At 62.7% G+C, this 24,986-nt stretch carries 24 protein-coding genes; 9 read left to right on the plus strand and 15 right to left on the minus strand.

Annotated features, from left to right (window positions below; translation table 11 throughout):
- Positions 1-2 precede the first annotated feature (2 nt).
- The 3 genes from JG739_RS21530 to JG739_RS21540 all read right to left on the minus strand — a co-directional run bounded on the left by JG739_RS21530 (position 3) and on the right by JG739_RS21540 (position 2,464).
- On the minus strand, positions 3-248 hold the full coding sequence (locus JG739_RS21530) for a DUF4170 domain-containing protein (protein WP_027153864.1): 246 nt from the start codon (positions 246-248) through the stop codon (positions 3-5).
- A gap of 76 nt (positions 249-324) precedes the next feature.
- A complete protein-coding gene (locus tag JG739_RS21535) occupies positions 325-1,134 on the minus strand; it encodes a 3'(2'),5'-bisphosphate nucleotidase CysQ (RefSeq protein WP_202363282.1) in 810 nt (269 codons plus the stop codon).
- Positions 1,121-2,464, minus strand: coding sequence for a TldD/PmbA family protein (locus JG739_RS21540; RefSeq protein ID WP_202363283.1), 1,344 nt, complete (start codon positions 2,462-2,464; stop codon positions 1,121-1,123). The genes JG739_RS21535 and JG739_RS21540 overlap by 14 nt, the downstream gene beginning before the upstream one ends.
- A gap of 261 nt (positions 2,465-2,725) precedes the next feature.
- Here JG739_RS21540 and JG739_RS21545 point away from each other — a divergent pair, with 261 nt between their 5' ends.
- The 5 genes from JG739_RS21545 to JG739_RS21565 all read left to right on the plus strand — a co-directional run bounded on the left by JG739_RS21545 (position 2,726) and on the right by JG739_RS21565 (position 7,020).
- Positions 2,726-3,880, plus strand: a complete 1,155-nt coding sequence (locus JG739_RS21545; RefSeq protein ID WP_446720509.1) for a glycosyltransferase family 2 protein — start codon at positions 2,726-2,728, stop codon at positions 3,878-3,880.
- Complete coding sequence (locus tag JG739_RS21550) at positions 3,855-4,541, plus strand: class I SAM-dependent methyltransferase (protein ID WP_202363284.1); 687 nt, start codon at positions 3,855-3,857, stop codon at positions 4,539-4,541. The genes JG739_RS21545 and JG739_RS21550 overlap by 26 nt, the downstream gene beginning before the upstream one ends.
- 49 nt (positions 4,542-4,590) lie before the next feature.
- Positions 4,591-4,974, plus strand: a complete 384-nt coding sequence (locus JG739_RS21555; RefSeq protein WP_244749506.1) for a GtrA family protein — start codon at positions 4,591-4,593, stop codon at positions 4,972-4,974.
- A gap of 640 nt (positions 4,975-5,614) precedes the next feature.
- Positions 5,615-6,400 carry a hypothetical protein gene (locus tag JG739_RS21560; RefSeq protein WP_202363286.1) on the plus strand — a complete coding sequence of 262 codons (786 nt, stop codon included), beginning with the start codon at positions 5,615-5,617 and terminating at the stop codon, positions 6,398-6,400.
- Positions 6,397-7,020 carry an RES family NAD+ phosphorylase gene (locus JG739_RS21565; protein ID WP_244749967.1) on the plus strand — a complete coding sequence of 208 codons (624 nt, stop codon included), beginning with the start codon at positions 6,397-6,399 and terminating at the stop codon, positions 7,018-7,020. Before JG739_RS21560 ends, JG739_RS21565 begins: the two co-directional genes overlap by 4 nt.
- A gap of 174 nt (positions 7,021-7,194) precedes the next feature.
- Here the strand turns inward: JG739_RS21565 and JG739_RS21570 are convergent, their stop codons facing one another.
- The gene (locus tag JG739_RS21570) at positions 7,195-8,172 is read right to left on the minus strand and encodes an ornithine cyclodeaminase family protein (protein WP_244749507.1); all 978 of its coding nucleotides are present in this window, start codon (positions 8,170-8,172) and stop codon (positions 7,195-7,197) included.
- A gap of 254 nt (positions 8,173-8,426) precedes the next feature.
- Here JG739_RS21570 and JG739_RS21575 point away from each other — a divergent pair, with 254 nt between their 5' ends.
- Complete coding sequence (locus JG739_RS21575) at positions 8,427-9,452, plus strand: threo-3-hydroxy-L-aspartate ammonia-lyase (protein ID WP_202367568.1); 1,026 nt, start codon at positions 8,427-8,429, stop codon at positions 9,450-9,452.
- Between the two features lie 84 nt (positions 9,453-9,536).
- Here JG739_RS21575 and JG739_RS21580 read toward each other — a convergent pair whose 3' ends face one another.
- From JG739_RS21580 to JG739_RS21610, 7 genes are all read right to left on the minus strand, one after another.
- Positions 9,537-10,160, minus strand: coding sequence for a hypothetical protein (locus JG739_RS21580; protein ID WP_202363289.1), 624 nt, complete (start codon positions 10,158-10,160; stop codon positions 9,537-9,539).
- Positions 10,147-11,310, minus strand: a complete 1,164-nt coding sequence (locus tag JG739_RS21585; protein ID WP_202363290.1) for a hypothetical protein — start codon at positions 11,308-11,310, stop codon at positions 10,147-10,149. Before JG739_RS21585 ends, JG739_RS21580 begins: the two co-directional genes overlap by 14 nt.
- 110 nt (positions 11,311-11,420) lie before the next feature.
- Positions 11,421-13,412 carry a glycoside hydrolase family 127 protein gene (locus JG739_RS21590; protein WP_202363291.1) on the minus strand — a complete coding sequence of 664 codons (1,992 nt, stop codon included), beginning with the start codon at positions 13,410-13,412 and terminating at the stop codon, positions 11,421-11,423.
- A gap of 27 nt (positions 13,413-13,439) precedes the next feature.
- On the minus strand, positions 13,440-14,297 hold the full coding sequence (locus tag JG739_RS21595) for a carbohydrate ABC transporter permease (protein ID WP_202363292.1): 858 nt from the start codon (positions 14,295-14,297) through the stop codon (positions 13,440-13,442).
- On the minus strand, positions 14,297-15,205 hold the full coding sequence (locus JG739_RS21600; RefSeq protein WP_202363293.1) for a carbohydrate ABC transporter permease: 909 nt from the start codon (positions 15,203-15,205) through the stop codon (positions 14,297-14,299). The genes JG739_RS21595 and JG739_RS21600 overlap by 1 nt, the downstream gene beginning before the upstream one ends.
- Positions 15,206-15,566: 361 nt before the next feature.
- Positions 15,567-16,823: an ABC transporter substrate-binding protein gene (locus JG739_RS21605; RefSeq protein WP_202363294.1), complete on the minus strand. Its 1,257-nt coding sequence runs from the start codon at positions 16,821-16,823 to the stop codon at positions 15,567-15,569.
- 146 nt (positions 16,824-16,969) lie between these two features.
- Complete coding sequence (locus tag JG739_RS21610; RefSeq protein WP_202363295.1) at positions 16,970-18,025, minus strand: LacI family DNA-binding transcriptional regulator; 1,056 nt, start codon at positions 18,023-18,025, stop codon at positions 16,970-16,972.
- Between the two features lie 360 nt (positions 18,026-18,385).
- Between JG739_RS21610 and JG739_RS21615 the strand changes: the two genes are divergently transcribed.
- The gene (locus JG739_RS21615; protein WP_244749508.1) at positions 18,386-18,874 is read left to right on the plus strand and encodes a cupin domain-containing protein; all 489 of its coding nucleotides are present in this window, start codon (positions 18,386-18,388) and stop codon (positions 18,872-18,874) included.
- A 347-nt stretch (positions 18,875-19,221) separates the two neighbouring features.
- On the opposite strand, the gene JG739_RS21620 is transcribed toward JG739_RS21615, so the two are convergent.
- The gene (locus tag JG739_RS21620) at positions 19,222-20,115 is read right to left on the minus strand and encodes an HNH endonuclease (RefSeq protein WP_202363296.1); all 894 of its coding nucleotides are present in this window, start codon (positions 20,113-20,115) and stop codon (positions 19,222-19,224) included.
- A gap of 582 nt (positions 20,116-20,697) precedes the next feature.
- On the opposite strand from JG739_RS21620, the gene JG739_RS21625 reads away from it, so the two are divergent.
- Complete coding sequence (locus JG739_RS21625) at positions 20,698-21,846, plus strand: CapA family protein (protein WP_202363297.1); 1,149 nt, start codon at positions 20,698-20,700, stop codon at positions 21,844-21,846.
- Between the two features lie 27 nt (positions 21,847-21,873).
- Here JG739_RS21625 and JG739_RS21630 read toward each other — a convergent pair whose 3' ends face one another.
- A complete protein-coding gene (locus JG739_RS21630; RefSeq protein WP_244749509.1) occupies positions 21,874-22,275 on the minus strand; it encodes a cytochrome C in 402 nt (133 codons plus the stop codon).
- A gap of 55 nt (positions 22,276-22,330) precedes the next feature.
- Positions 22,331-22,690, minus strand: a complete 360-nt coding sequence (locus JG739_RS21635; RefSeq protein ID WP_202363298.1) for a hypothetical protein — start codon at positions 22,688-22,690, stop codon at positions 22,331-22,333.
- Between the two features lie 341 nt (positions 22,691-23,031).
- Here JG739_RS21635 and JG739_RS21640 point away from each other — a divergent pair, with 341 nt between their 5' ends.
- Complete coding sequence (locus JG739_RS21640; RefSeq protein WP_202363299.1) at positions 23,032-24,183, plus strand: helix-turn-helix transcriptional regulator; 1,152 nt, start codon at positions 23,032-23,034, stop codon at positions 24,181-24,183.
- An 11-nt stretch (positions 24,184-24,194) separates the two neighbouring features.
- Here JG739_RS21640 and JG739_RS21645 read toward each other — a convergent pair whose 3' ends face one another.
- Positions 24,195-24,896: a response regulator transcription factor gene (locus tag JG739_RS21645; RefSeq protein WP_202363300.1), complete on the minus strand. Its 702-nt coding sequence runs from the start codon at positions 24,894-24,896 to the stop codon at positions 24,195-24,197.
- Positions 24,897-24,986: the final 90 nt, after the last annotated feature.

The following is a 24,986-nucleotide window of genomic DNA, read 5'->3' on the forward strand; positions in this document are numbered from 1 at the left end:
TGTCAACCGGCAGGCTTGTTGTCGGGGTCGAGCAACCGGTGCAGGTGAACGACGAAATAACGCATGTGGGCATTGTCCACGCTGGCTTGGGCCTTGGCTTTCCACGCCGTTTGCGCGGATTGATAATCCGGATAGATGCCGACGATGTCGAGCGCGTCGAGATCACGGAATTCTGTCCCGCCAAGCGTCTTCAGTTCGCCGCCGAACACCAGGTGCAAAAGCTGCTTCTTTCCGTCTTCCGCGGTCATGTCGGTCCTTCACATATCGTGAGTTTGTGACAGGTCTAGACCAAAGCCGCCGACTTTGGAACCATTGATGATATGTTCAACCGTCCAGCCCTGCGACGACGGCGGAGAGGACGGCGAGCAGTTCGCCGCTGCCGGCAACCAGCGCGCCGTGGTGGATCACTTCACTGGCATAGCGCGGTGCGCGGCCCTTGTGGTCGAGCAATGCGCCGCCGGCCTCGCGCAGGATGAGATCCGCCGCGGCGATGTCCCAGTCATGTGCGTTGGGTTTGACGAACGTCGCGTCGAGCCTGCCATTGGCGACCATCGCCAGCCGGTAGGCGAGCGAGGGAATATAGGGCACGCGGCTCAGCCGGCCCTGCCATTGCGCCGGCATCAGCGCGATCAATGGCTTCGGCCCGCCAATTTCGACCATTGCTGCCGGGCGGCGCACGGCAATGTGACGGCCATTCAGGAACGCCCCCTCACCTGGCAGCGCCCAATAGGTCTCCTCGGTGGCGGGACATTCGAGCACGCCGGCAAGCGTGCGGCCGTCCTCGACCACCGCGACGCTGACGCACCAGGAGCGCAGGCCTTCGAGGAAGCCGCGCGTGCCGTCGATCGGGTCGACGACGAAGGTGCGGCGGGCGGCAAGCCTTGCCGGATCGTCGGCGGTCTCCTCCGACAGCCAGCCATAGTCCGGCCGCGCTGCAAGCAAGGTTTGGCGCAGATAGGCGTCGGCGGCGTGATCGGCCTCGCTCACCGGCGAGGTGCCGCCCTTCATCCACACTTGCGGATTGTTGCCGAAATAGCGCATGGCGATGGCGCCCGCCTCGCGGGCTGCGTCGCGCAGCAGCAGCAGATCCTCACGAGCCCCGGCGACGGAGGCGATCTGGTCAAGCTCCGGCAAGGGTCATGCCTTCGATCAGCAGCGTTGGTGCGGCGGTGCCGAAATTGCGATCGAGATCGCTCGCCGGAACCATGTTGAGGAACATGGTCTTCAGGTTCGAGGCAATGGTCACTTCCGCAACCGGGTAGGCGAGCTCGCCATTCTCGATCCAGAAGCCGGAAGCGCCGCGGCTGTACTCGCCAGTCACCATGTCGACGCCCTGGCCGAACACCTCGGTGACGTAGAAGCCTGATTTGAGCGACTTGATGAGGTCCTCGGGCGTCCGCTCGCCCGGCTCGATGGCAAGATTGGTCGATGACGGCGAGACGGAGGAGCCGTTGCGCGAGCCGCGCCCGTTGGTGGTCAGCCCCAATTCCCGCGCGACTGAGGTCGATAGGAACCAGTGGTTCAAAACGCCCTTCTCAACCATGAGCAGCTTTTCGCCCTCGATGCCTTCGCCGTCGAACGGACGCGACGCCTGGCCACGGAGCCGGAGCGGCTCGTCGGTGACGGTGATCGCGACCGCCGCAACCTGCTTGCCCATCATGTCGCGCAGAAAGCTGGTCTTGCGCGCGACGGAGGCGCCGTTGATGGCGGCGGCGAGATGGCCGGCGATGCCGCGGGCGACGCGCGGGTCGAACACCACATCGACCGGCCCGGTCGCCGCCTTGCGCGCGCCGACGCGCCGCGCAGCGCGTTCGCCAGCCTTGCGGCCGATGTCTTCGGGTGCGTCGAGATCGGAGAAATGTTGGCGCGAGGAGAATTCATAATCGCGCTCCATGCCGGTGCCCTCGCCGGCGATGACGCTGGTCGAGCGCGAAAAGCGCGAGGCGACATAGTGGCCGACAAAGCCGTGCGAGGTGGCGAGCACCAGCCCGCCAAGCCCGGCGCTGGCGCCGCTGCCGGCCGAATTGGTAACGCCCTTGACGGCAAGGGCCGCCGCTTCCGCGGCCAGCGCCGCTTCCTTCAACTGGTCGGCCGAGACTTCCGTTGGATCGAACAGATCGAGGTCGCGCGGCTTCTTGACCAGCAAGGCTGGATCGGCGAGGCCCTGATAGGGATCTTCCGGCGAGACTTTCGCCATCGCCACGGCGCGCTCGGCCAGCGCTTTCGGGTCGGAGGCAGCGGTTGCCGAGACGCTCGCCACCCGCTTGCCGACGAAGACGCGCAGCGAGACATCCTCGCTCTCGGACGCCTCGGTGCCCTCGACCTTGCCAAGCCGCACCGACACGCCGGTCGAACGGCCGCGCACCGCAACCGCGTCGGCGGCGTCGGCGCCGGCCCGCTTGGCAGCCTCGACCAGGGCCGTGACCCGGTCGGTCAATTTCGCTGAGTCCAGCGTATCGATCATGCGCTTGGTCCTGTTTTCCCGCCTGACATAAGGGGCGGCCGCTCCGCACCATCTATTGTTCTGATGTGGCTTGTGCAATGGCAGAAGTGGCAAGCGGGGTAGATCGGCCAGCAGACACCCGGTTTTGGGCGGCATGATCGAAGCGGGTCCTCAAAGGGTTGCTTCGCGGCGGTTTGGGACTGGCCGATAGCCCATTGACGCCGTGCTCCGACCACAAGTGGATGTTCGATTGCGGTAACGCGCCTGTGTTCCTTTCCACGCATGATCAGCACCTGCCCGAAACCGCTAAATTTAGCGATTTCTTGTGTCTCCTTGGAACTTTGTAGCTTGCGTTCCATTTTCAACGGCATGCGAGACTCTGTGATCCAAAGCATCAGGACTGCGGTGAACGTGTCGCCGCCGCGGTACTCGCTGGTCCTTCCCATATACAATGAAGAACAGGTGCTGCCGCGACTGATCGACCGGATCAGCTCGCTGATTGGCCGGCTGGATGGTGAGACTGAGGTGATCTTCGTCGATGACGGAAGCCTCGATGGGAGCGTCGAATACCTTCGCAACGTCGTCGCCGTCGAGCCGCGCTTCCGGCTGATCGAGCTTTCCCGCAATTTCGGCCATCAGGTCGCGATCACGGCCGGCATGGATGCGGCCGCGGGTGATGCCGTCATCGTCATGGATGCCGACCTGCAAGACCCGCCGGAGGTGGTCCTCGATCTGGTGGCGAAGTGGAAGGAAGGTTTCGAGATCGTCTATGCCCGCCGTGTCAGGCGTGAGGGCGAATCCTGGTTCAAGCGCTTTACGGCGAGTCTCTTCTACCGCCTGCTGGAGAAGATGACGTCGGTCGACATCCCCCGCGACGTCGGCGATTTTCGCCTGGTCGGTCGCAAGGCTCTGGAAACCTTCAAGCAAATGCCTGAACATGACCGTTTCGTCAGGGGCATGTTCGCCTGGATGGGGTTCAAGCAGACGGCGGTGCCGTTCGAACGCCCGGCGCGGAGTCTTGGCCAGACCAAATACCCATTCTGGAAGATGATGCACCTTGCCGTTCACGGCATCGTCAGCTTCTCCGAGAAGCCGCTGCGCATGGCGCTGTGGGGCGGATTGGCGATCTCAGCGCTTGCGGTCGTATTCGGCATTTACGCCATCTTCGCCTGGATTTTTGAAACCGGCATCACTGCCGGCTGGACATCCACGGTGGTGATCGTCTCGCTGCTTTGCGGCATCAATCTTTTCATGACCGGCGTGGTCGGGCTCTATGTCGGCGGCATCCACGCCGAGGTGAAACGCCGTCCGCTTTACGTGATCGATCGGGTCGCCGGCTTCGACAAGGCGATGCGTGCCGCCAGTGACAGCCGTCGACCGTTTCGAAAACCCAGGAACGGAGCCTCGGCTGATGGCCGAACTCTTCGACAGCTATAAATCGAATTATGGCGAGGCGGTCGCAGGATCCATCCGGTTTTCCGGACTCAGGCACGACTTTTTTCTGATCGCCAAGGCCGACCTGCTGCGGCGCCTCGTCGTCGAGCGAGGGCTTCGACAGGGCGGGGTGCGGGCGCTGGATATCGGCTGCGGCGTCGGGTCGCTCCACCCTTATCTCGAAGGCGCGTTCGAGAGCCTGGACGGCTGCGACGTCTCGGAACAATCGATCCTGCGCGCCAGCCAGGACAATCCGTGTGTGACCTACAGGGCCTGCACGACGCCGCGCCTGCCTTACGGCGACGGTGCGTTCGATCTGGCTTTCGCCAGTTGCGTCGTCCATCACGTTGCGCCCGCCTCCTGGCTCGATTTCTTCCGGGAAATGCGGCGCGTCGTGCGGCCGGGCGGCGTCGCCTGCATCATGGAGCATAACCCCTATAATCCGCTGACGCGTCTTGCGGTGTTGCGGTGTCCGTTCGACCAGGACGCGGTCCTGCTCAACGCCGCCAAGGCAAGATCGCTTTTTCAGGAGACGGGTTTTCAGGATATCCGATGCGAGCACTTCCTGCTGCTGCCGTCGGCCAGACCCTTCGCCAGAAGACTCGAGCGCCTGCTCGCGCCGCTGCCGCTCGGAGCCCAGTACGTGTGCAGCGCGCATGTCTGAGGGCGGGTCGACCGCCGGCGCCGGGCTGAAGCTGCTGGCGCGCTTTGGATTGGTCGGCATCGCCGCGACGAGTCTGTATGCTGTGCTGGCTGTTGCGTTGGTCAAATCGAAATGGATCGGTTTCACGCCGGTCCAGGCGTCGCTTGCGGCTTACGCCGCGGCTGCCGTTTTTTCCTATCTCGCCCACAAATCAGTAACCTTCATGTCGAATGGATCGCACCGATCGGAAGCTGCGCGTTTTCTCCTGCTGACGGCGACAGGCTTTGCCGTGGCTTACGCGGCGCCGACGCTTTTGACGACGAAACTGGGCCTGCCGCCGATCATTGCCGTTCTGGTTACATGCCTGCTTATTCCGGTGGTCAATCTTCTCATGCTCGACCGATGGGTTTTTGCGCAGCGAGGATCCGGGCGAGCAAGGCGACCCCCCACCTGATCCATGCGAGCCTCAGTGGGCTCAGCCGAGGGCCTGGCTGGTCAGGGCAAAGATGCGTAGGTTCGTGGAGTGCGGGATATTGCTTGCACCCCGAAGCGTGGCGACCCCCACATGGGCGAGCCCCGCCATCTGACGGCGGATCTGGTCGCCGGCGGCGCGGCATGCGTCGATCCGACTCCATTCCGCCTGTCACGCTCCACCGACAGATCGAAAATGTAAGTCGGCGCCTTCTGATGCGATCCGCATGGCGACACCAAAGAGCGCTGGAGCGATCGTTAGCTACAGGCTCACGCGCGATCTGTTTGGTGACCGCTCTGGTCGATGCGGTCGCATAGGTTCTATACGCTCTGGGCTGAACGTCCCGTTTCGCAGGTCGCACCTGCCCCTCACCTGCCCCAGGGGCGTTTGCACTGCCCCGGCGGCCCGCAAACCGTCCCCGCGCCATGGCGCTCAGCCGCTCTCACAGCTCGATGAGGACGCTCTTGGCCCTGCGGTTGGCCAAATATGCGTCGCGTCCCCAGTTCCCTGCCGATACCGGATTGCTTGGGTCGATAACCAGAATGCGATTGAAATTCGCACATAGGTGAATTAGGTTAATGTTGCATATGGTAACCTAAATAACCATGCAAGGCGGAAAAGTATGGAGAAGCAGCGCGACATGCAAATATTCGACGGGGACGAGTTCGCGTTGGCACTGCAGGCCGGGATGTCGTCTGGGAAACCAACGCCAGCAGGAAAGACTGCCAGGGCGGCCCGCATTGCCCAGAAGGGAAAGCCCGGCAAGCTCGGAGCCGTCGGAAAGCGGATTCAAGAGGCGATCGCCAGAACAGTGACGCCGACGAAGAAATCGCGCCCGTCCGATATGGTGGTCGTAGTGCTCAGGAACGAGAACCCGCTGGTTCGGAAGACCGTACACGACATCATGGAGCGCGTGCCGTCCATTGTCGAAGCACGTCAACAGCAACTGACGGAGGACAAGATCGATGCCCTGGTATCGGTCTACATGCCTTCGCCGCCTGACACCGACACGACGCAGCTTCTGTTGGACAGCAATGCAAGAGCCAGGGCTCGTTTCTTTGAGGCGTGGCCATGCCTGACAAGCAAGCAAGTCGCCGAAGCCGCCGGCCATGGTTCCAAGAACCAGAGCATGACCACGTCGCGCTGGAAGGGCAGCGGGAAAATCTTTTCCGTCAGGTACAACGGCGTGGAGTATTTCCCCGCGTTCCAGTTCCAGGACGGACAGCCGCTTGAGACAATTTCTCGGGTCCTCCGGCTGCTGGGCGAGAGGAAGTCGGGCTGGCAGACGGCGTTTTGGTTCACATCGCCTAATGGCTGGCTGAACGGCCGCAAACCAGCTGAATGCCTGAACGACGCGGATGCTGTCGTCGGGGCGGCGACGGAGGAAGCGGAACCAATCGTCGGATGATAAAGCCGCCGCCGCACCCTTTTCCGGCATCCAATACATACAGGCTCGCTTCAGGCACACAGCTTCACCGCGTCCACGACCGCCAGTTCGCCGCAAACGCCTTCAATCCGGGCCTCGGGCGTCGCAGCCGCTTCGCCCCGCTCGAGCTTGGAAAGATACCGACCCAGTATGCGGCGACGTCGTTCGAATGCGCCGTCCACGAGACAATCTTCCACGACATCCCATTCGACGAACCCGACAAGACCGTTGGAACCAACAGCATAAAGCCATTGAATCACGCGGTGGTCCGGTTGAAGCGGGCGCTCGTTCTCGTCCCCCTGTTCACGCCCGACCTCGCCAGGTGGAATATCACCAGACAGGATCTGATCGATACGACGGCGTTTTACTATCCCATCACTGGTCAATGGGCCTTGGCCATCCACCAGAGTCGCCCCGACGCCGACGGGTTGGTTTGGACATCCAAACGGTGCGACCCCGACCTATCGTTCCTGTTTTTCGGCGACCGCGTCGCCGATGGCGATATCCAGGTGATCGAGAGCAGGAGCATTTGGTCCGATGCGAACGAGATGGCCGATCTCCGGGGCTTCGCCGAAAGGAGCCACATCGACCTGGTCCTGTAGGGGCGTTCGTTCCTTCCATGAGACGGCGGAAGCCTGTGGCAATGGTCAGTTCTTCAGCGATGACAAAGATCTTCTTGAGTGGATCCTTCAGGGCGAGCTGATTGACTGTTCCGTGCGCCGTCCCGCGCATGAACAAATGGACGGTTCTGGTTGCCATTGCCTGTTTCTGCCGCGTTACCAGCGCCATGGCACGCGCGTTCCTGTGCCCCTGCTCCTGGCCTGTCGCCAGAGCATATCCGCGACCGTCAGATCCTGCAGTGCGAGCCCGGTCATGTCGAAGACCGTGATGTCGGCGGCATCGCGCGTGAACGGCAATTTTCCGGTCAGAAGATCGCCGATTTCGATTGCCCGGCAGCCGGTGTCCCACTGGCCTTCGCCGATAGCGGCCGATTGCTCGCAGTCGTCGGCAAAGAGCCGTACCCGGCGCAGCAGGCCGTCGGGCAGTTCTCGCTTGCCTTGCGTATCGGCACCCACGGCATTGATGTGCGTGCCGGGCCGCACCGCGTCTGCCGGAAACAGCGGCCCGCTGCCGGGGGTCGCGGTGATAATGATATCGCTCGAGCCGACAGCTTTGGCGGTTTGGTTCGTGTGGGCCGGCGCGAAATCCTCGAACGCCGCCTCGAACGCTGCGTCGGGGCGGCCGTCCGCCGTCAGGTAATGAATGGTGTCAAGACCGGGCATTGCACGCAGTGCCAGGCGCAGCTGGATCCGGCCCTGAGTGCCGATGCCGAAAACGCAGATCGACCGGCTTTCGGGGCGGGCCAGCAGGGTCAGGCCAATGGCGCCAGCCGCCCCTGTGCGCAAGGTGGTGATGGCGTTGCCGTCGATGATGCACAAGGGACGCCCGGTATGGGGGTCGAAAAGCACGATAGTCGCCTGATGCGGCTCCTTGCCGACCTCGCGGTTGGCTGGCCAGAAGCCCGCTGCCTTGAAGCCCAGAAGATCGGCTTTCGGCACGTCGCCCGACTTGATACCGAAAATGCCGCCGGTATGCAGCTTCTCGCGCACAAGCGGAAAGACCCTGCCTTCGCGCGCACTGTGAAGCTCGAAGGACCGCCGCACGGCATCGAGGACGGCATCCGGCTCCAACAGCGGCGCGACCTGATGGCCCGCAAGCAGTACCAGCTGCGACTCGTCTGCGGTGACGGACATGACATCTCCCCGGGTTTCCCTCATTCTAGCGAGCGGTTCTCAGGGGAAGACAGCGGTGTTGGCTAACGAGCGGCATTTCCTACGGTTTGTCGCCCGTCATTCGGGCGAATGTTGCGCCCAACCTTCCATCGAATGCGATCGCCGGCTCGCGCAAACACGTATCCTCGCAGACAAGCCAGCCCATCGGCCAGCCCACCATCGGGCAGCCTACCATCGGCCAGCCCGCCATCGGCAAGTGTAGAAGGCGACCCGCAATGCCCCTCAATATCCCGACTTTCGACGATGTTCTGACCGCCGCGGCGCGCCTCGCCGGATTGGCCCACCGGACGCCGGTGCTGACCTCGCGCACCTTCAACGAGCTGACCGGCGCCGAGGTGTTCTTCAAGTGCGAGAACTTCCAGCGTGGCGGCGCGTTCAAGTTCCGCGGCGCCATGAATGCGCTTCTGGCCTTGGATATTTCGGCGCGGGCGCGCGGAGTGGTGGCCTATTCTTCGGGCAATCATGCGCAGGCGCTGGCCTATGCGGCCGCGATCAAGGGCATGAAGGCAGTCATCATCATGCCCAAGGATGCGCCCGAGCTGAAGGTGCGTGCCACCCGCGGCTATGGCGCCGAAGTGATATTCTACGACCGCTACAGCGATAATCGCGAAGAGATTGGCGGCAGGATCGCCGCCGAGCGGGGAGCCGCCCTTATTCCACCCTACGACCATCCCGATGTGATTGCCGGGCAGGGCACGGCGACACTTGAACTTTTCCAGGAAGCCGGCTCGCTCGATGCCCTTTATGTCTGCCTTGGCGGTGGCGGCCTGCTGGCCGGCGCCGCATTGGCGGCGGCGGAATGCGCCCCCGCCTGCAGGGTCGTCGGAGTTGAACCCGAGGCCGGCAATGATGGTCAGCAATCGCTCGCGCGGGGTGAGGTCGTCACCATCGAGGTGCCGAAATCCATCGCCGATGGCGCGGTCGTCACCCATCTTGGCGCGCATAATTTCCCTGTCATCCGCGACAAGGTCGCCGCTATCACCACGGTCAGCGACGACGCGCTCATCGAAATGATGCATTTTTTCGCCGAGCGCATGAAAATCGTGGTCGAACCCACCGGTTGCCTTGCAGCGGCGGCGGTTCGCAGGGAATCGCAAAGCCTGCGCGGCCAGCGCATCGGTGTCATCGTCAGTGGCGGCAATGTGGATCTCACGCGCTTCGCCAGCTTGATCATGGCGGCCGCAGACAAAACGCCGCGCGAGCGGGCCATGGCGCGCCCCGGGCCGGAGTCCTTTCGCTAAAGCGCGCTCGGGTGCAGCTGGTACCGTGCGGCCCTGACGCTGGTCGCCATGATAGCCATGGACTGCAGGTCGTTGAGCGTGATCTCAAATGGCATCCACCCGCAACGACACCAGCTTGATGGAGCGCTTATAGATGTTGCTGGCGGCCGGAGTTGGCGGAATGCCGTCGAGATAGTCGAAGGCGATTTCGAGTGTATCGGCCTTGCCGAGCGCCGCCGGTGGAATGACGAACGACACCGTGCGTGGTTCTTTGCCGGACAGCGTCACCGCATGCGCCCGAACACCGTTCACCGAGATCACAACCCTCTGCGTGATCTGTGGCGGACGAATGACGGCGGCCATTTGCAGCGTGGCAGCCAGCCCGTTGCGCAGCGGCGGCATTTTCAGGCGAAGCCGCGAGGTCTCACCTAGCGAATGGGTGCCGTCGCCGACCGGTCCCGACCAGCCGCAGACCTTTATGCCGGCCGCCTGCCCGGCGCCGTCGTTGCGGAACGATACCGTCTGGCCAAGCGTGTAGCTGCCGACGGCATCGCGATTGAGACAGGTCGTCGTCCGATCGATGTAATAGGCGCGATAGTCGGCGTTGACGTCCGGATTGAGAGCAAGCGCAAGGATGACGATCTCGGACCCGGCCAGAGCCGCCGCGAGCGCGTAGCCACCGAGCCAGGCAGCGCGCCGATACGGGTCCGGACCGTCAGACCAGGGCAAGGTAGCCTCCGATCCACGCCACAGTCGTGAAATAGCAGGCGCCAAGGAAGAGAACCAAAGCCGCGAGCCAAATCAGCTTCGACGCCGACAACAGGATGGCGAGCAACATTGTCAGGGGCGCAAGCCCAATGACATATCTGACCATCGAGGCCAGGTTGGTGATCAGCGGCAAGATGATGCAGAGCGCGCAGAACAGTGCCGCGCCATATTGCCTGCGGACCGCCAGGACGGCCGACAACGCCAGTCCGGTAGTCGCGGCGAGCGCGCTCCATTGCGGCGACGTCGGCAGCCAGCCCGTCTTCGGAACAGCGGAGAGCCCGTCCCAGAGAAAGGCCAGCGGATTGCCGGCCACCCGCCCGAAGGCGCGCTGGATGTTCAAGAAGGCAAAGCCGTCTCCGACGGTGAGGTACAGGAACAGGATGTAAGCGAACAAACCGGCCGGCGAGATAAGGACAGCGACCAGCAGATCCGGTCGGCCAAGCAGCCAGCGTGGGAAAGACAGCGCCGATCCGCCCTGCCGGCGGTGCTCGCTGAACATTTGAATGACGGTTGCAAAGACGACGAAGACGCCGACCAGCCTGGTCGCCGACAGCAGCGCCGATGAAACGCCCGCGGCGAGATAGCTGGAGCGTTTGAGCGCCAGAAAGACGCACGAAGTCAGGAGCACGAAAAGCGGTTCGCTGAGGAAGGTCGTGAAGTGAAAGGAGAACGGGCCACTGAGCAGAAACGCGCAATACAGCACATAGGCGCGCATGTTCTTGTCGAGAAGCGGCCACGCCACCAGACAGGCGGCGTAGCTGCACGCAATTGAGGTGATCGTCGCGATCAGTATCGTAGGGAAAGGGAAAACTGACCGGATCGCCGCCACCAGCATCGGATAGAGCGGGAAAAAGCCCCAGCGACCGACATTGCTGTGGTTTGGAATGGGAAAGCGCTCGTAGCCCTGTTCGCTGATGCCAATGTACCAGGCGCAATCCCACCGGCACAGCGCGCGGGCATAGGCCGCGAAACCTGTTTCCTCCGACACCGAAGCAAAAGCCGCATAGCGGATGGCCAGTCCACTGATCACGAACAGCAACGGCACCGCTGCGACGGTCAGGACCATGGCGCGAACGCCAGCGCTCGGACGCGCGACATCTTCGAGCGCCAACTTTGCCTCCACCCATTCGAGTGGCTGGCGCCACTCTCCCCTCTAAAATTAGCGCCGCCGGGGCAAATTCAAGACATCCCTTTCGTCGCCGGCATCATCTCGTCCCCGGATCACGAGTCTCTCAGCCAGACCAGCATCTCGCCGGGATCGCGGTTGTCCCAGGCGAAATAGGGAACGGCGGTGACTTTTGCTTCCTCAACCGCCGGCGGTTCGGTGCGGTAGAGGCCGTCGTCCCAGCTCTCAAACGCCTCTTTCCTGGCAACAGCCGAAAGCGTCACGACGCCGCCCAAAAGGTTCGGCTGCTGATGCGCCTCGATCTGTGCTGTCCGCGGCAAAGCGATGCGGTGCAACTGGCCGGCATTGTCGATCTCCTCGACGCAATAGATCAGCGGCCCGCGGGCAAGCGCGACGCGGCCGATATCCTGCCGCACCTGCGGGTTGGCATAGAGGCGGTCGACAGCCATTTCGAGGTCGAGCTCGACCTGGTCGCCCTTGCGCCATTCGCGCCGGATCGCGGCATAGCCGTCGCTGGTGACCGCCTGCAGATCGACCGCCTCCCCGTTCACCTTGAGCGCCGCCTTGCGGCACCATCCCGGCAGGCGCAGGTGCAGGCTGAACTCGGTCGGCGCCTCGGGTTCGATCGTGATCGAGACCGCGCCGTCCCATGGATAGTTGCTGGTCTGGCGCAGCTCTATCTGCGTTCCTGCGATATCGAAACGAGCCGTGCTGTTTCCATAGAGATGGACGGCAAGGGCATCGTCGGACAGGCCGTAGAAATAACTGCCGATCGAGGCGACCATCCGCCCGACATTCGGCGGGCAGCACGGGCAGCGATGCCACTTCCAGCGGTTGTGCTGGCCCCGGCTTTCCAGCGGATTCTCGTAGAAGAACAGCGAGCCGTCGAGCGACAGGCCCGAAATCGAGCCGTTGTAGAGCGCCCGCTCCATCATGTCGGCGTATCGCGCATTGGGGCCCATGCCGAGCATGCGGCTCGCCCAGAACACCAGTCCGACCGAAGCGCAGGTCTCGGCATAGGCGGTTTCGTTGGGCAGGTCGTAGTCTGCGGTAAAGCCCTCATTGTGCGACGACGGTCCGAGGCCGCCGGTGATGTAGAGGTTCTTGGTGGTGAGGTCGTGCCACAGTCGGTCGAGCGCCGCCCGCAGCGTGTCGTCGCCATATTCTGTGGCGATATCGGCCATGCCGGAATAGAGATACATCGCCCTCACCGCATGGCCGACCACCTTGTCCTGCTCGCGCACCGGCTGGTGCGACTGGCTGTATTCGTAGGTCTTGAAGTGATAGGCTTTCGGGTCGGCGCCGCGGGCACGCGCCTCCTCGTCGAAATAATGCGGCTGTTGGCCGCGCTGATCGATGAAGTATTTTGCCAGGTCCATATACTTCTGCTCGCCGGTGGCCCGCGCGAGCTTGACCAGCGCCAGCTCGATCTCCTCGTGGCCGCAATAGCCCTTTGTCTTGCCGGGCTCGGGGCCGAAGGTCTCGGCGATATGGTCGGCATAGCGGCACATGATGTCGAGCAGCTTGCGTTTTCCCGTCGCCTGGTAGTAAGCGACCGCGCCCTCGATCAGGTGGCCGGCGCAATAGAGCTCGTGGCAATCGCGCAGGTTGGTCCAGCGCAAGCCAGGCTGGATGCGCTGGTACCAGCTGGAGAGATAACCGTCGGGCTGCTGCAGTCTGCCGTACATGTCGATAACGGCGTCGATCTTCTTCTCCAGGTCGTCATTGCGGCGGCGATAGAGCGAATAGGCGGCGGTCTCGATGGTCTTGCCCCAGTCAGAGTCCCAGAACATCTGGGTGGTCACCGTCGATCCGGTGAACTCGTTGCCGGCGGTGGCTGCCTCGTCCGGCGATGGGGAGTGGAACGGAATGACGACGCCCGGAGATGGCCGGTCCGGATCAATCTGCTCGAGCATGCGCGCCTCGACGCAGCGGTCATAGAGGATGCCGGCGGTCCTGGTGGCGACGGCATCGACACGGTCGCCCCAGAAGCCGCGCACATCGACCTGGGGCACCGGCAGCGGGCGGAAGGCGCGTTTTGGCTTGTCCAGCTCGGCAGCCGGGTTGGCGGATTGCGATGCGGTCATCAACTTACTCCGGTTCGGTGCGGTTGGTCACTTCACGGCCCCTGCCATGAGGCCGCGGATGTAGAAGCGCTGCAGCAACAGGAACAGCACCAGGCATGGCACCATCATCAGGGTGACGCCGGCCTGCACCGCGCCCCAGTCGATGGCGCCGAAGCGGCCCGACTGCAGCGCCGTCATCATGATCGGCAGCGTGAATTTGGACTGGTCGGTCATCAGCACCAATGCTGCCAAAAACTCGTTCCAGGCGCCGAGAAATGCGAACAGCGCGATGGTGACGATGCCCGGCCAGACCAGCGGCAGCATCACCCGCAGCAGCATGGTGACGTTGTTGGCGCCGTCCATGCGCGCGGCTTCCTCGATCTCGCGCGGCACGGCGTCGAAGGCGTTGCGCATCATGAAGATCGAGAACGGCAGCTGCAGCGTGACATAGACGCAGACCAGCCCGGTCAGCGTGTTGTGCAGGCCGATCTTGGTCAGCACCAGGAAGATCGGCGTCAGGATCGACTGGAACGGGATCATGATCGTCGACAGGATGAGGACGAAGAGCAGGTTCTTCAGCGGAAAGCGGAAGCGCGAGAAGCCGTAGCCGGCCAGCACGCTGACGATCACCGACAGCACCACCGTCATGACCGAGACATAGATGCTGTTTTGCGCCGGCAGCCACAGGCCGTCGCCGAAGGTGTTTAGCGTGGCGTAGTTCTCGACCGAAAAACCGGTCGTCGGCCAGGGCGGCAGCGGCGGCTGCCGCGACTCCTGCGCCGGCTTGAACGCCGAAAGCACGGTCCAGGCGATCGGCGCCAGGAACAGCAGCGAGGCGACGATGCCCGTTGCGTGCTCGGCGATCTGCATGCCGAGGCGGCGTTTGCGGCTGCGTGCCTGCGCCATCACTCAACGCCCTCCGGTTGGCGCAGCAGCCGCAGCTGGATCAGGCTGAGCGCGACCAGGATGACCAGCAGGACCATCGACAGGGCGGCGCCATAGCCGAGCTTGAACGACACGAACGACTGGTTGAAAATCCAGTAGACGGCGGTCAGCGTCTGGTTGCGCGGTCCGCCGCGCAGGATGATGTAGAACTGGTCGAAGGCGAGCACCGAGCCGGCAACCGACAGGATCAGCGCCAGCGCCAGGGTGCGGCGCATCAGCGGCAGGGTGATGGCGCGAAACCGCGCCAGCGGCCCTGCCCCGTCGATCATCGCCGCCTCCTGCAGATCCGGCGGGATCGATTGCAGGCCGGTCATCAGGATGATCATGGTAAAACCCGCCACCTTCCAGACGACCATGGCGATGATCGACCAGAATGCCGGCTGGAACGTCGCCAGCAGATTGACTTTCTTCTCGGTCAGGCCGAGCTCGAAGGCGGCCGGGCTGAACAGGCCGGAATCGACATTCAAGAGCCACGACCAGAGCAGGCTGGCCGAGGCAAAACCGATGACGGCCGGCATGAAGAACGACGTCCGGTAGAAGCCGGTCAGCGGCCGCGGCCTTTCGATGAACAGCGCCAGCGGAAAGGCGACGACGAAGATCGCGATGGTGACGACCACCGTATAGTAGCCGGTGAATTTAAGCGCGTTCCAGAACCTGGTATCACGCAGGATCGCCCAGTAATTGTCGAGGCTGATGAAGGAATGCGCGCCCATCAGCGGCCAGTTGTGCAGCGACATCCACGCGGTCATGCAAAGCGGAATGATGAAGAAGACGACGACGAGCGCGACGGCCGGCGCGACATAAAGCAGGCCGACCCACTGCCGGCGGCCGGCGCCGACCAGTTTTCTGGGGCGGGCTGGGGAAGTCATGCCTTTCCTTCTCCCCTTGTGGGAGAAGGTGGATCGGCGCGCAGCGCCGAGACGGATGAGGGGTGTTGGACGGAGTGCCGTCGTTGCCAAGCTGGAGCACCCCTCATCCGTCGCCTTCGGCGACACCTTCTCCCACAAGGGGAGAAGGGGGAGCCAGCGGTGGTTGCTGCGATCGAAGTCATGGCTGTTCTTCCATTAGCGCGACGTCCCCCTCCCCCTTGAGGGGAGGGTCCGGCCGAAGGCCGGGGGTGGGGTCGCCCGCGAAGTGCGCCGACGCAAAGAGAACGTCGAGCACTGCCGCAACGACCCCACCCGGACCTGCGGTCCGACCTCCCCTCAAGGGGGAGGTAGGGCGCTGCGCTTACTGCTGCGGCGCCGAGTCTATGATCGACTGCATGGTTTCCTGCGCATTGGCGATGGCGCCATCGACGTCTTCGCCGAAGAAGACCTCGTTGACCATCTGGTTCCACGGACCGTTGGCGGAGTTGATCAGGTCGTTGAACACCACCGAATAGGGCGTGCGGCCCTTGGCCATGGCCTCGGCGGCGATCTTGTAACGCGGGTCGAGGTCTTTCAGCGCCTCGTTGGCGATGTCGCCGCGCACCGGAAGGCTGCCGTATTTCGCCAGGATGGTCTGGCCCTCCAGCGAATAGGCGAAATCGAGGAACTCCTTGACCACCGCAACCTTGGTCGTGCCCTTGGTGACGACGAAATTGTCGCCGCCGGCAAAGGACGACCAGCCGCCATCCTTGCCAGGCAGGAAGGTGACGCCATAGTCGATGTCTGGGTACTGCGTGTTCAGCGCGCCGATGGCGAAGGCGCCGGACGGCGAGATGCCGATATTGCCGGCGGCAAACGCTGCAAAGAAGTTGGAGCCGGTATCGGTCTGCGCGCCTGCCGGCACCAGATCCTTCTTGACCATCGAGCGGTAAAGATCGATGGCGCCGCGCAGCTGCGGGCTGTCGAGCGTCGCCTTCGAGCCGTCCTCGGTGAGGATGTCGCCGCCCGAGGCCCAGATCAGTGGCGTGAAGGTGAAGATGTTGCAGCCGCCGCAATTGCCGGAGAAATAGAAGCCTTTGATATCGCCGCCGAGCGCGTTGACCTTTTCGGCATAGGCTTCGATCTCGGCCCAGTTGGTCGGGCCCTTTTCAGGGTCGAGGCCGGCCTGCTTGAACAGTTTTTTGTTCCAGATCAGCACCGAACTATCGGCGGAGAACGGCAGCCCGTAAATGCGGCCCTTGTAGGTGCCGGTCTTGACGTGCGCCGGGGACAGGCTGTTGAAATAGGGCAGCGATTTCGCCCAGTCGGTGATGTCTTCCAGCTGGCCGGCGGCAGCGAAGGACGGCGTGTAGATCAGGTCGAGCGACAGCGCATCGGGCGCTGTGCCGCCGGCGGCGGCAGCGCCATATTTCGGGATGATCTCGGCATTGGGAATGATGTCCAGCTTGATCTGGTTCTCATGTCCCTTGTTGAAGGCATCGACGATGCGCGGCATGAAGTTCGAGCCGTCGGCGCGAACCCAGATGTTGGCGGTCTCGGCGGCTGCGGCCGGCGCGACTGTTGCGAGCGTGGAAAAAATGCTCGCGGCAAAGGCGAGCCCGGCAATCGTAGTTCTCATGGTTCTCCTCCTCATGTTTTTCTCCTCATTCGGCCGCGCTGGCCTGCAGGCGCGTGCGACCTTTTGCTTTGATGCATGTCGTGATCCCAAAACCGCTGCGCACCCTCGGTTCAAGCCCGAGGGCATGCTTTTGGGCGACATGCATTTCAACCGTCCGGCGGACGGCCGCATGACTGACGCACCACCAGCCGGCACGGCAGTTTTCTTATGCCCGGCTCGGCGGGTTCGCCGCCGACGAGCGAAAGCAAGGTAAGGCCGGCTTCGCGCCCGAGTGCCGCCAGGTTCATGTCGACGGAGGTCAGCGGCGGGCGGGTCGCCTCGGCGACGATCTGCCAGTTGTCGAAACCGATGACGCCGACATCGCCGGGCACATCAAGCCCGCGCTCGCGCAGCGCGTCGATGACGCCGCGCGCGATCTGGTCGTTGCCGCAAAACACGGCGTCGGGTTTTTCGCCGCCGCTCTTTGACAGCCTGCCGTCGAAAAGCCTCTTCACCGCCTCGTGACCCCACGCCTCCGACCATGATCCGAGCAATGGTTCCATGACCGACAAGCCTTTCTCGGTCAGCACGTCACGATAGGCCTGTGCCCGCGCGTGTACCACGGCAAAACTCGCCGGCCCGCTGACATGGGCGATGCGCTGCCGGCCAAGCCGGCTAAAATGCTCGACCGCAAGGCGCGCGCCGCCGGCATCATCAGATACGAAAGCGACGGCGCCAGGATCGGGCTTGGTGAAGGCGTAAATCACGGGAATGCCGAGATTGGAGAGATCGACCGGCAGGTGGCGGTCGATGCGCTTGCCGGTGGCGATGATGCCGTCGACGCGCTTGTCGAGCATGGCATCGACATGCAGCTGGCCGAGGCGCTGGTCGTCCTCGACATTGCACAGAAACACCGAGACGCCCTTGTCGACCAGCGCATCCGAAATGCCCGACATGACCGGCAGCGAAAAGCGGCCATAGGTGTCATTGGTCAACAGACCGACGGTAAAGGAGCGCCGCCGCAACAGGCTCTGCGCCAGGCTGTTCGGCCGAAAGCCCAGCCGCTGCGCCGTCTCGCGAATACGCTCGCGCGTCTCGGCGGTCATCCGCCCCTGCCCGTTGAGAGCTTTTGAGGCCGTAGCGACACTGACGCCGGCAAGGGAGGCCACCTCGCGTAGGGTGACGGGGGTCTTGGCGGAGACTGGCTGGGCGTCGGAGGACATGGTGCGAGGCGGATTCCTTTAGTTGGGAAAAGCTTTTCTCTTGTGGTCCTGCCAAGCGCTGGATGGTGAGATCAGCGAGCGCAGGGCGATTTGGGAAAAGGTTTTCTCAAAGGGAGATTAAGGAAAGGATTTAGGGATGGCAAGGGGTACTATGAGCAGGCGATGCGGTTGTTCGTCAATGACCGCATTGCGCCATATCCTGACCTACACAGCGGGAACAGGTAAGGTCGCCTCACGCCCAGATTCCCGACTGTGGGGTTGGCTGTGGCGACCACCGATTAGTTGATTTGACAATTGGTCGGGTCGGGCTCTGGGATGATTTGTTCGTGCGCACCACGCACATGCTAAAAGGAGGAAGCGATGAAATCTATGAGTCGCAGATCCACACTTGCCTTCGGTATTACAGTTGCAGCAGTTTTGACCGTATGTGGAGGTTCGGCATTCGCGGACGATATGGATGTGACCCTGCTTACGCCTGACAAGCTGGTATGGAAGGATAATCCGGGCCTGCCGAAAGGGGCTCAAACCGCCATCTTGGTGGGCGATCCGGCGAAAGCTGGCGACGTGGTCGTCCTGCGCGCCAAGTTTCCGGCCAACTATCAGGTTCCGCCCCATACTCACCCGTATGCCGAGACCATTACTGTGATCAGCGGTAGCGTCGGCTTTGGTGTTGGGGAAAAGGTCGAAAAGAATGGTGACCTGCTCAAACCGGGCACCTTCTACGCGCAACCAGCAAATCATGCGCATTACGTCTGGACAGCAGGCGAAGAGGGTATCATCGAAGTTCATTTGGTCGGTCCGGGAGGGATCAACTACATCAACCCGGCTGACGATCCGCGCAAGAAGTGAGATGCGGCCCAGCCGGCTACTTTGCACCTCGCACACCCTTGTTGCCCGGAATAGAAGCGCGTGCTTTACCTCGCGCGGATAAATGCAAACCGCATCAACGGAAGCGGAGCTCGGCAGCTCAGGCTCCCTCTCTCTCCTTCTGCCAAAAATCGTGCCCCATTGGCGATATTAGGAAAGCTGGTCCCGGAGACGTTGGAATTTGCCACTGGGGCATGACCGCCTCGGGTCATTCCGAACGGGAAGGTCGCTCCAAGAGCGGTCTTTCGATGCTCTGCCGCTGTGATTTCGGCTGTCGTGATTGGGTCAAAAGCGGCCGTTCCAACTCCCACCAACACGCCGGCCACGCCTCACTGCTTGAAGCAGTGCTCACGGTGCCATTGCAAAAAACGAGGATGCGGACGGTCAAACTGCCGGCGAGGCGGAAGCGCTCGGCGAGTCGTGTTTATGAATGCCTGCACGCTGTCGAGGTCGTTGACCTGCCGCGAGATCAGGATTTCCAGATCGTCGGATAGGCTGATCAACCCGCGATCGAACATCCAGTGCGCGGTGCCTGACAGTGCGATCCCATTGTTGATGACATCGGGTCCGTTCGCTTCGACCGGTCGAATATGGGCGGCTGAAACCTCTGCTCGGCCGCCGCCGTTTATCAATCTGAGTCCCGTGATCGCGCAGCGCTCGTCATAGGCGCGCAAGACTATGCGACGGAAAATGCGGTCGCGCACAATTCGCGATCCGATGTAGTTTACGCGATCACGGCTCTGCTCGAATTCGAATGGCGCCTGCTCATCGTGGAAGCCGGTGCCGGCCTCATCAATGCGCGGCAGAAACAACTCATTCGTGTCCTGGCCCAGGTCGATAATGCGGTTGAAATCGGCTGGACTGATTGGGCGGACGGCCGATTGGGCACGACCGGAAATCCGTCCTTGCTCGTTGAGCAAGCCTCGCTCAACAAGACCATCGGTTCCGTTAAATGGAACTGGGTTGAAAAATTCGAGATAGCTTCGAGGCTCAATCAGAGCGAGGTACATATCGGGCGTCACGGGATCGGGAATTACCTCTTGGACTTTAGCCATGGCGAAATATCCACGCGTCTCGTTTACCTTGCTGGGCTCGTAGTAAATGATCCAGTCGCCGACGCATGCCTCGACGCGACGCAAATACTGGCCAGGAAATTGATATTGCTCTTCGGGCCGATCGTTGTATCTCGAATCCGATCGATGAATGAAGACCCCGAATCCCATGATCTTCCTGTAACTTTGGGAATGCCAGATGTAACACCAAAATCCGATCTCGGGAGCTTAGTCCAGGTCGCAGAAGCTTTTCCCCACGATAGACTGGCGAGACAGCGCCCGGACAGCGCCCCCTCTGTCCTACCGGGCATCCCCCATAACTGGGGGAAGATCGGCAGCTTCGGGCCTTGGCGCTCATCCTGCATGCAGCGCTGGTGATTGGCGAAAGCGCCGATGACAGCCAATCTCCCCCCGTGTGGGGGAGATGCCCGGCAGGGCAGAGGGGGGCGCGAAGGAACGCAAGCATTTGAGGTTCAGGCTGGCGTGACGGTGCGGTTGCGATTTCGTCGATTGGCTGGCGGGACAGCGCCCCCCTCTGGCCTGCCGGCCATCTCCCCCACAAGGGGGGAGATCGGCAGCTTCAGCCTCGGCGCCCCTGTTACCTATCGATCGGTTCGGACAGGCCAGCCGCTCTCCCGTCACTATACGGGGAGAGTGGCCGGCAGGGCGATGAGGGGCGGCGCAGACCTGAAGCGATTGCCCTGCTGGGAACCCCTTGGGCTCACCGGGTGTTGGCGGGGAAGGAGGTCCAAGATGCCGCAGATCGCGAACAACGCCGCAGGATCTGAACGGTCCGTCCGAAGCAGCGCAAAGCTGTTCCTGTGCGGCGACGTGATGCTCGGGCGCGGCATCGACCAGATTCTCGCCAGTCCGGGCGATCCGCACCTTAGCGAGCGCTATGTCAAATCGGCGACGACCTATGTCGAGCTTGCCGAACGCGTCAGTGGCCCGATCCCGAGAAAGGTCGACGAGGCGTATGTCTGGGGCGATGCGCTCAGCGAATTGGACCGAGAAGCGCTCGACGCGCGGATCATCAATCTCGAGACCAGTATCACCACCAGCCTGTCCCTGGTGCCCAAGGGGATCAATTACAAGATGAACCCGGCCAACATCGGCTGCCTGGCGGCGGCACGGATAGACTGCTGCGTGCTCGCCAACAACCATGTGCTCGACTGGGATGAGCCTGGCCTGGTCGAGACCCTCGATACGCTCCGACTTGCCGGCCTCGCCTATGCCGGGGCCGGGCTTGACGCGGACGAGGCGGCGGCGCCTGCCGTCATCAAACTGGCCGGCGGGGGCCGCGTGCTGGTCTTCAGCTTCGCGCTCGAGACCAGCGGCGTTCCAGCTTCATGGGCAGCCGGAGCTTACAAGCCTGGGATCAATTTGCTGGCGGATCTCTCGGCCCGCTCGCTCGACCAGATCGCCCGATCCGTGCAGGCCATGAAACAGCCTGGCGACCTTGCGGTGGCCTCAATCCACTGGGGCGGCAACTGGGGCTACCAAGTCCCGGCGGAAGAACGCGCGCTTGCCCATGCTCTCATCGATGTCGCAGGGTTCGACGTCGTGCATGGGCACTCCTCCCACCATCCCAAGCCGATCGAAATCCATCACGGCCGGTTGATCCTCTATGGATGCGGCGACTTCCTCACCGACTATGAGGGGATAACAGGGTACGAAACCTTCCGCGGCGAGCTTTCTCTGATGTACCTGCCACGGCTCGCCGTACCGGACGGTACGCTTGTTTCGCTCGAGTTGGTTCCGTTCCGGCTCGCCAGGTTCCGGCTAAACCGCGCCCTGCGCGAAGATGCCGCCTGGCTCGCAGCCATGCTTGAGCGCGAGTGCTCACCTTTCGGCACGCATGTGGCGCTCGGGAGCGATAACCGTCTCACCGTCGTCTGGTGAAATGCCCGCGGTCAGCAGGCAATGGCACTAATTTTCAAGCCGCTCAGGCCGACCCCGGCCAAGCGCACCGTCGGCGCGGGCCTGCAAATAGGCGTAGATGTCGTCGATGTAAGGAGCGACATTGGGATCGTCGGCAAAACCCTTCATCACCGAAGCGCCGCTGCGCACGCCGTCGCGAACATTGCGCCGAAAGACCTCGATGCCGGGCAGCCGGTCGACAAGGCCAGAGGCGAAGGTCGAACCCATGCCGTCGGGGCCATGGCAGTGATTGCAGCTGCCATGGTAGCGACGAAATCCGTTATAGGTTCGCGCATCGACCTTGTTGCCGACAGCCTGGTAGAACTTGCCCGGGGCCAGTTCAGCTGAAGACGCGGCGAAGCCGGCGGTCACGACAACGAGACACAGGACGAACCATGCAGACATCGTCATCCCGCGCCGCCGCAACGCGCATGTCCCTTGATCTGTTGGATCACTCGACCTTGGATCAGTCGACGGCGGGCTTCGGAGACGAAACGACGATCCCGTCTATCGGATGCGGGCTGACGACAAGCTTGCCGCCGACGCGCGATATGTCGATGATCTGGTCCGACTCGCCCAGTTTGCCCGGCACTGAGACCGCGACCATCTGGTTCTCGGTCAGTGTCGCCACGAATCGCACCGGCAAGCCAGCCTCGCCCTGCGCGATTGTGGTGACCACCCGATAGCCGTCCTCCTGCGGCGTGTAATAGACGACACCAAGGAAGCCGGCGAGATCGATGCTTTCAGCCTTCATGGCTCCAAGCTCGTCGGCATGCGCCGGCATCGCCGCCATGCAAAGTGCTGCAAAAGCAATGTACCTGTTCATAAGGCTGCTCCATCCCGAATTGTCCGGGACGAACCCGGCTCAAGTTTTCAACAATAGACGGTCGCGCGCCGTGTTAGTCGGCGCACGCAGGCAGAAATTCTGGATTAGGCCCCCCGGCTGCATCACAATGGCGAAGGTCCGCGAGCCGAGAACGCTGAACCCCACTGGTCACCGTTAAGTGTGACCTTACTTCTGGGCGAAAGTATTTCACCGCCCGGGTGCTTGCGCATCCCCTGTTTGGGGGAGATAATCGGAATTTAAGCGATCGCTAAAATTTGGAGAGGCGAGAGCACCTGTGAGAGCGCGCGTCGGACGCGCTGTCGACATGCGGGGGGCCGTCGATGGCCAAGGCATTGTCGCATCATGATCTGTCGAAGCTGATCGGCTCAATCTACGATTGCGCACTCGACCCGGGGCGATGGGAGCAGACGCTGGCCGGGATCAGGGATGCGCTCGATGCCCAGACTGCGGTCCTGCACCTCGACGACCTCGCCAACGATCGGCTGCTGATCTACAGGACCGTGGGAATAGAGCCATACTGGCTGGAGCAACAGGCGAAATATCTCCCCGAGATCCACGCCCGGCTGGTCGAGGATCTCTCGACATGGCCTTCGCTCGATATGCCGCATGTGGTTTCACGCCATATTCCTCAAACCTATCTGGAGACCTCCCGATATTTTCAGGAGTTCCTGAAGCCGCAAGGCCTGGTCGACGTCATGTCGTTCTTCCTGATCCACACCCCTACCCGCCTCGCCGGCTTCGCCGTTGCCCGACATAAGCGGCAAGGCATTATCACCGAGCGCGAAATCAAGCTTGGCAGACTGTTGCTGCCGCATGTGCGCCGTTCGGTGATTATCAGCAACATGCTGGACATCGGCACTGTCGAGCGCGCAGGAATGGCCGAGGCGCTCGATGCGCTCAGATGCGCCGTGGTCCTGACCAATGAACGCGGCGCCGTCCTGCACGCCAACCGCTCGGCCAGGCACATGCTGCGGAGCGGCGGCCCGATCCAGGATGTCCGGGGCATTCTGCAAGCGAAGATCCCGTCGGCTTCCAAGGAACTTCACAGGGCCATCATGCTTGCGGCTCAGGATGAGGTCAGCATCGGCTGGACAGGGCTTGCCGTTCTCCTCAGTGAATCCGGCCTGCCGCCCGTCTTCGCCCGCGTGCTGCCGATGGCCGGCGGCGATCTGCGCGCCGGCATGGAACCCGCGGCGGTAGCCGCGGTGTTCATCGGCAACGCACCGGACGAGCATGAAGCCGCCGGAATGCTGGCGAGAGCCTTTGGGCTTACGCTGGCCGAAACCCGCGTGCTCGCCAGCCTTGTCGCCGGGCACACCTTGGCCGAGACCGCCGCCAGCCTTCACATTGCCAACGCGACCGCCAAGACGCATCTCGACAATATCTTCCAGAAGACCGGCGCCTCCCGCCAGGCCGATCTGATGCGCCTTGTCATGCAGATTGTTCCGCCCGCGGGGCAGCCTGGTCCCTGAACCGCACTCGTTCACCGCTTTGGATACAGGTATCCAGCGCCGCGGATGGTCTTGATCAGTTCCGGCTTGGCCGGGTCCTTTTCGAGCCGGCGGCGCAGCCTTGTGATGCGGCTGTCGATGCTGCGATCGAACGGCTCGTCGCCTCTGGGCGGCGCCAGATCGAGCAGTTCGTCGCGACCGATAACCTGGCCGGCCCGGGTGGCGAACGCCGCCACCAGATCAAGCTCCATCGGCGTCAGCGGAATGGCCGCGCCGTCGGCGTCAAAGAGGTCTCTCGCGCGGGCGTCGAACACAAAGGTTCCGAAGGCGAGATGCCCGGCCGGCAAAGTGTCGGCATTGTCCGATCCTCTCGGCCTGCGCCTGCGCAGCACCGCGGCGATCCGCGCTTCCAGTTCGACCGGCGAAAACGGCTTTGCCAGATAATCGTCGGCGCCGACCTCGAGGCCGGCCACCTTGTCGAACACCGAATCGGCGCCGGTCAGAATCAGGACGCCGGTGTCGTGATGTTCACGCAGCCAGCGGGCCAGGCTAAAGCCGTTCTCGCCCGGCATGTTGAGGTCGAGAACGACAAGATCGGCCTTCGCCGCCGCAATGGCTTGGCGCAGTTCGGCGCCGCCGGATGCCGTGCGTATATGATAGCCCTTCGCCTGCAAATAATCGGCGATCATGAACGCCACGTCGGTCTCGTCGTCCACGACAATGATGTCGGCCATGCGTTCCCCCGCGGCGAGCGACGCGTCAAAGTACAGGGCTCATTCGCCCAGGGTCAACCTTGAGGGCTGCCCCGTCTGCTGCCGATCCGG

It is taken from the genome of Mesorhizobium sp. L-2-11, assembly GCF_016756595.1.
GTDB lineage: Bacteria > Pseudomonadota > Alphaproteobacteria > Rhizobiales > Rhizobiaceae > Mesorhizobium.

Excerpts from the sequence above, each read along its gene's own strand:
- JG739_RS21590 (WP_202363291.1), bottom strand. The coding sequence starts at position 13,412 with ATGACCGCATCGCAATCCGCCAACCCGGCTGCCGAGCTGGACAAGCCA.
- JG739_RS21640 (WP_202363299.1), top strand. The coding sequence starts at position 23,032 with ATGGCCAAGGCATTGTCGCATCATGATCTGTCGAAGCTGATCGGCTCA.
- JG739_RS21545 (WP_446720509.1), top strand. The coding sequence starts at position 2,726 with ATGATCAGCACCTGCCCGAAACCGCTAAATTTAGCGATTTCTTGTGTC.
- JG739_RS21635 (WP_202363298.1), bottom strand. The coding sequence starts at position 22,690 with ATGAACAGGTACATTGCTTTTGCAGCACTTTGCATGGCGGCGATGCCG.
- JG739_RS21540 (WP_202363283.1), bottom strand. The coding sequence starts at position 2,464 with ATGATCGATACGCTGGACTCAGCGAAATTGACCGACCGGGTCACGGCC.
- JG739_RS21605 (WP_202363294.1), bottom strand. The coding sequence starts at position 16,823 with ATGAGAACTACGATTGCCGGGCTCGCCTTTGCCGCGAGCATTTTTTCC.
- JG739_RS21530 (WP_027153864.1), bottom strand. The coding sequence starts at position 248 with ATGACCGCGGAAGACGGAAAGAAGCAGCTTTTGCACCTGGTGTTCGGC.
- JG739_RS21620 (WP_202363296.1), bottom strand. The coding sequence starts at position 20,115 with ATGGGATTCGGGGTCTTCATTCATCGATCGGATTCGAGATACAACGAT.
- JG739_RS21565 (WP_244749967.1), top strand. The coding sequence starts at position 6,397 with ATGATAAAGCCGCCGCCGCACCCTTTTCCGGCATCCAATACATACAGG.
- JG739_RS21570 (WP_244749507.1), bottom strand. The coding sequence starts at position 8,172 with ATGTCCGTCACCGCAGACGAGTCGCAGCTGGTACTGCTTGCGGGCCAT.
- JG739_RS21615 (WP_244749508.1), top strand. The coding sequence starts at position 18,386 with ATGAAATCTATGAGTCGCAGATCCACACTTGCCTTCGGTATTACAGTT.
- JG739_RS21610 (WP_202363295.1), bottom strand. The coding sequence starts at position 18,025 with ATGTCCTCCGACGCCCAGCCAGTCTCCGCCAAGACCCCCGTCACCCTA.
- JG739_RS21595 (WP_202363292.1), bottom strand. The coding sequence starts at position 14,297 with ATGGCGCAGGCACGCAGCCGCAAACGCCGCCTCGGCATGCAGATCGCC.
- JG739_RS21625 (WP_202363297.1), top strand. The coding sequence starts at position 20,698 with ATGCCGCAGATCGCGAACAACGCCGCAGGATCTGAACGGTCCGTCCGA.
- JG739_RS21630 (WP_244749509.1), bottom strand. The coding sequence starts at position 22,275 with ATGACGATGTCTGCATGGTTCGTCCTGTGTCTCGTTGTCGTGACCGCC.
- JG739_RS21575 (WP_202367568.1), top strand. The coding sequence starts at position 8,427 with ATGCCCCTCAATATCCCGACTTTCGACGATGTTCTGACCGCCGCGGCG.
- JG739_RS21600 (WP_202363293.1), bottom strand. The coding sequence starts at position 15,205 with ATGACTTCCCCAGCCCGCCCCAGAAAACTGGTCGGCGCCGGCCGCCGG.
- JG739_RS21550 (WP_202363284.1), top strand. The coding sequence starts at position 3,855 with ATGGCCGAACTCTTCGACAGCTATAAATCGAATTATGGCGAGGCGGTC.
- JG739_RS21645 (WP_202363300.1), bottom strand. The coding sequence starts at position 24,896 with ATGGCCGACATCATTGTCGTGGACGACGAGACCGACGTGGCGTTCATG.
- JG739_RS21560 (WP_202363286.1), top strand. The coding sequence starts at position 5,615 with ATGGAGAAGCAGCGCGACATGCAAATATTCGACGGGGACGAGTTCGCG.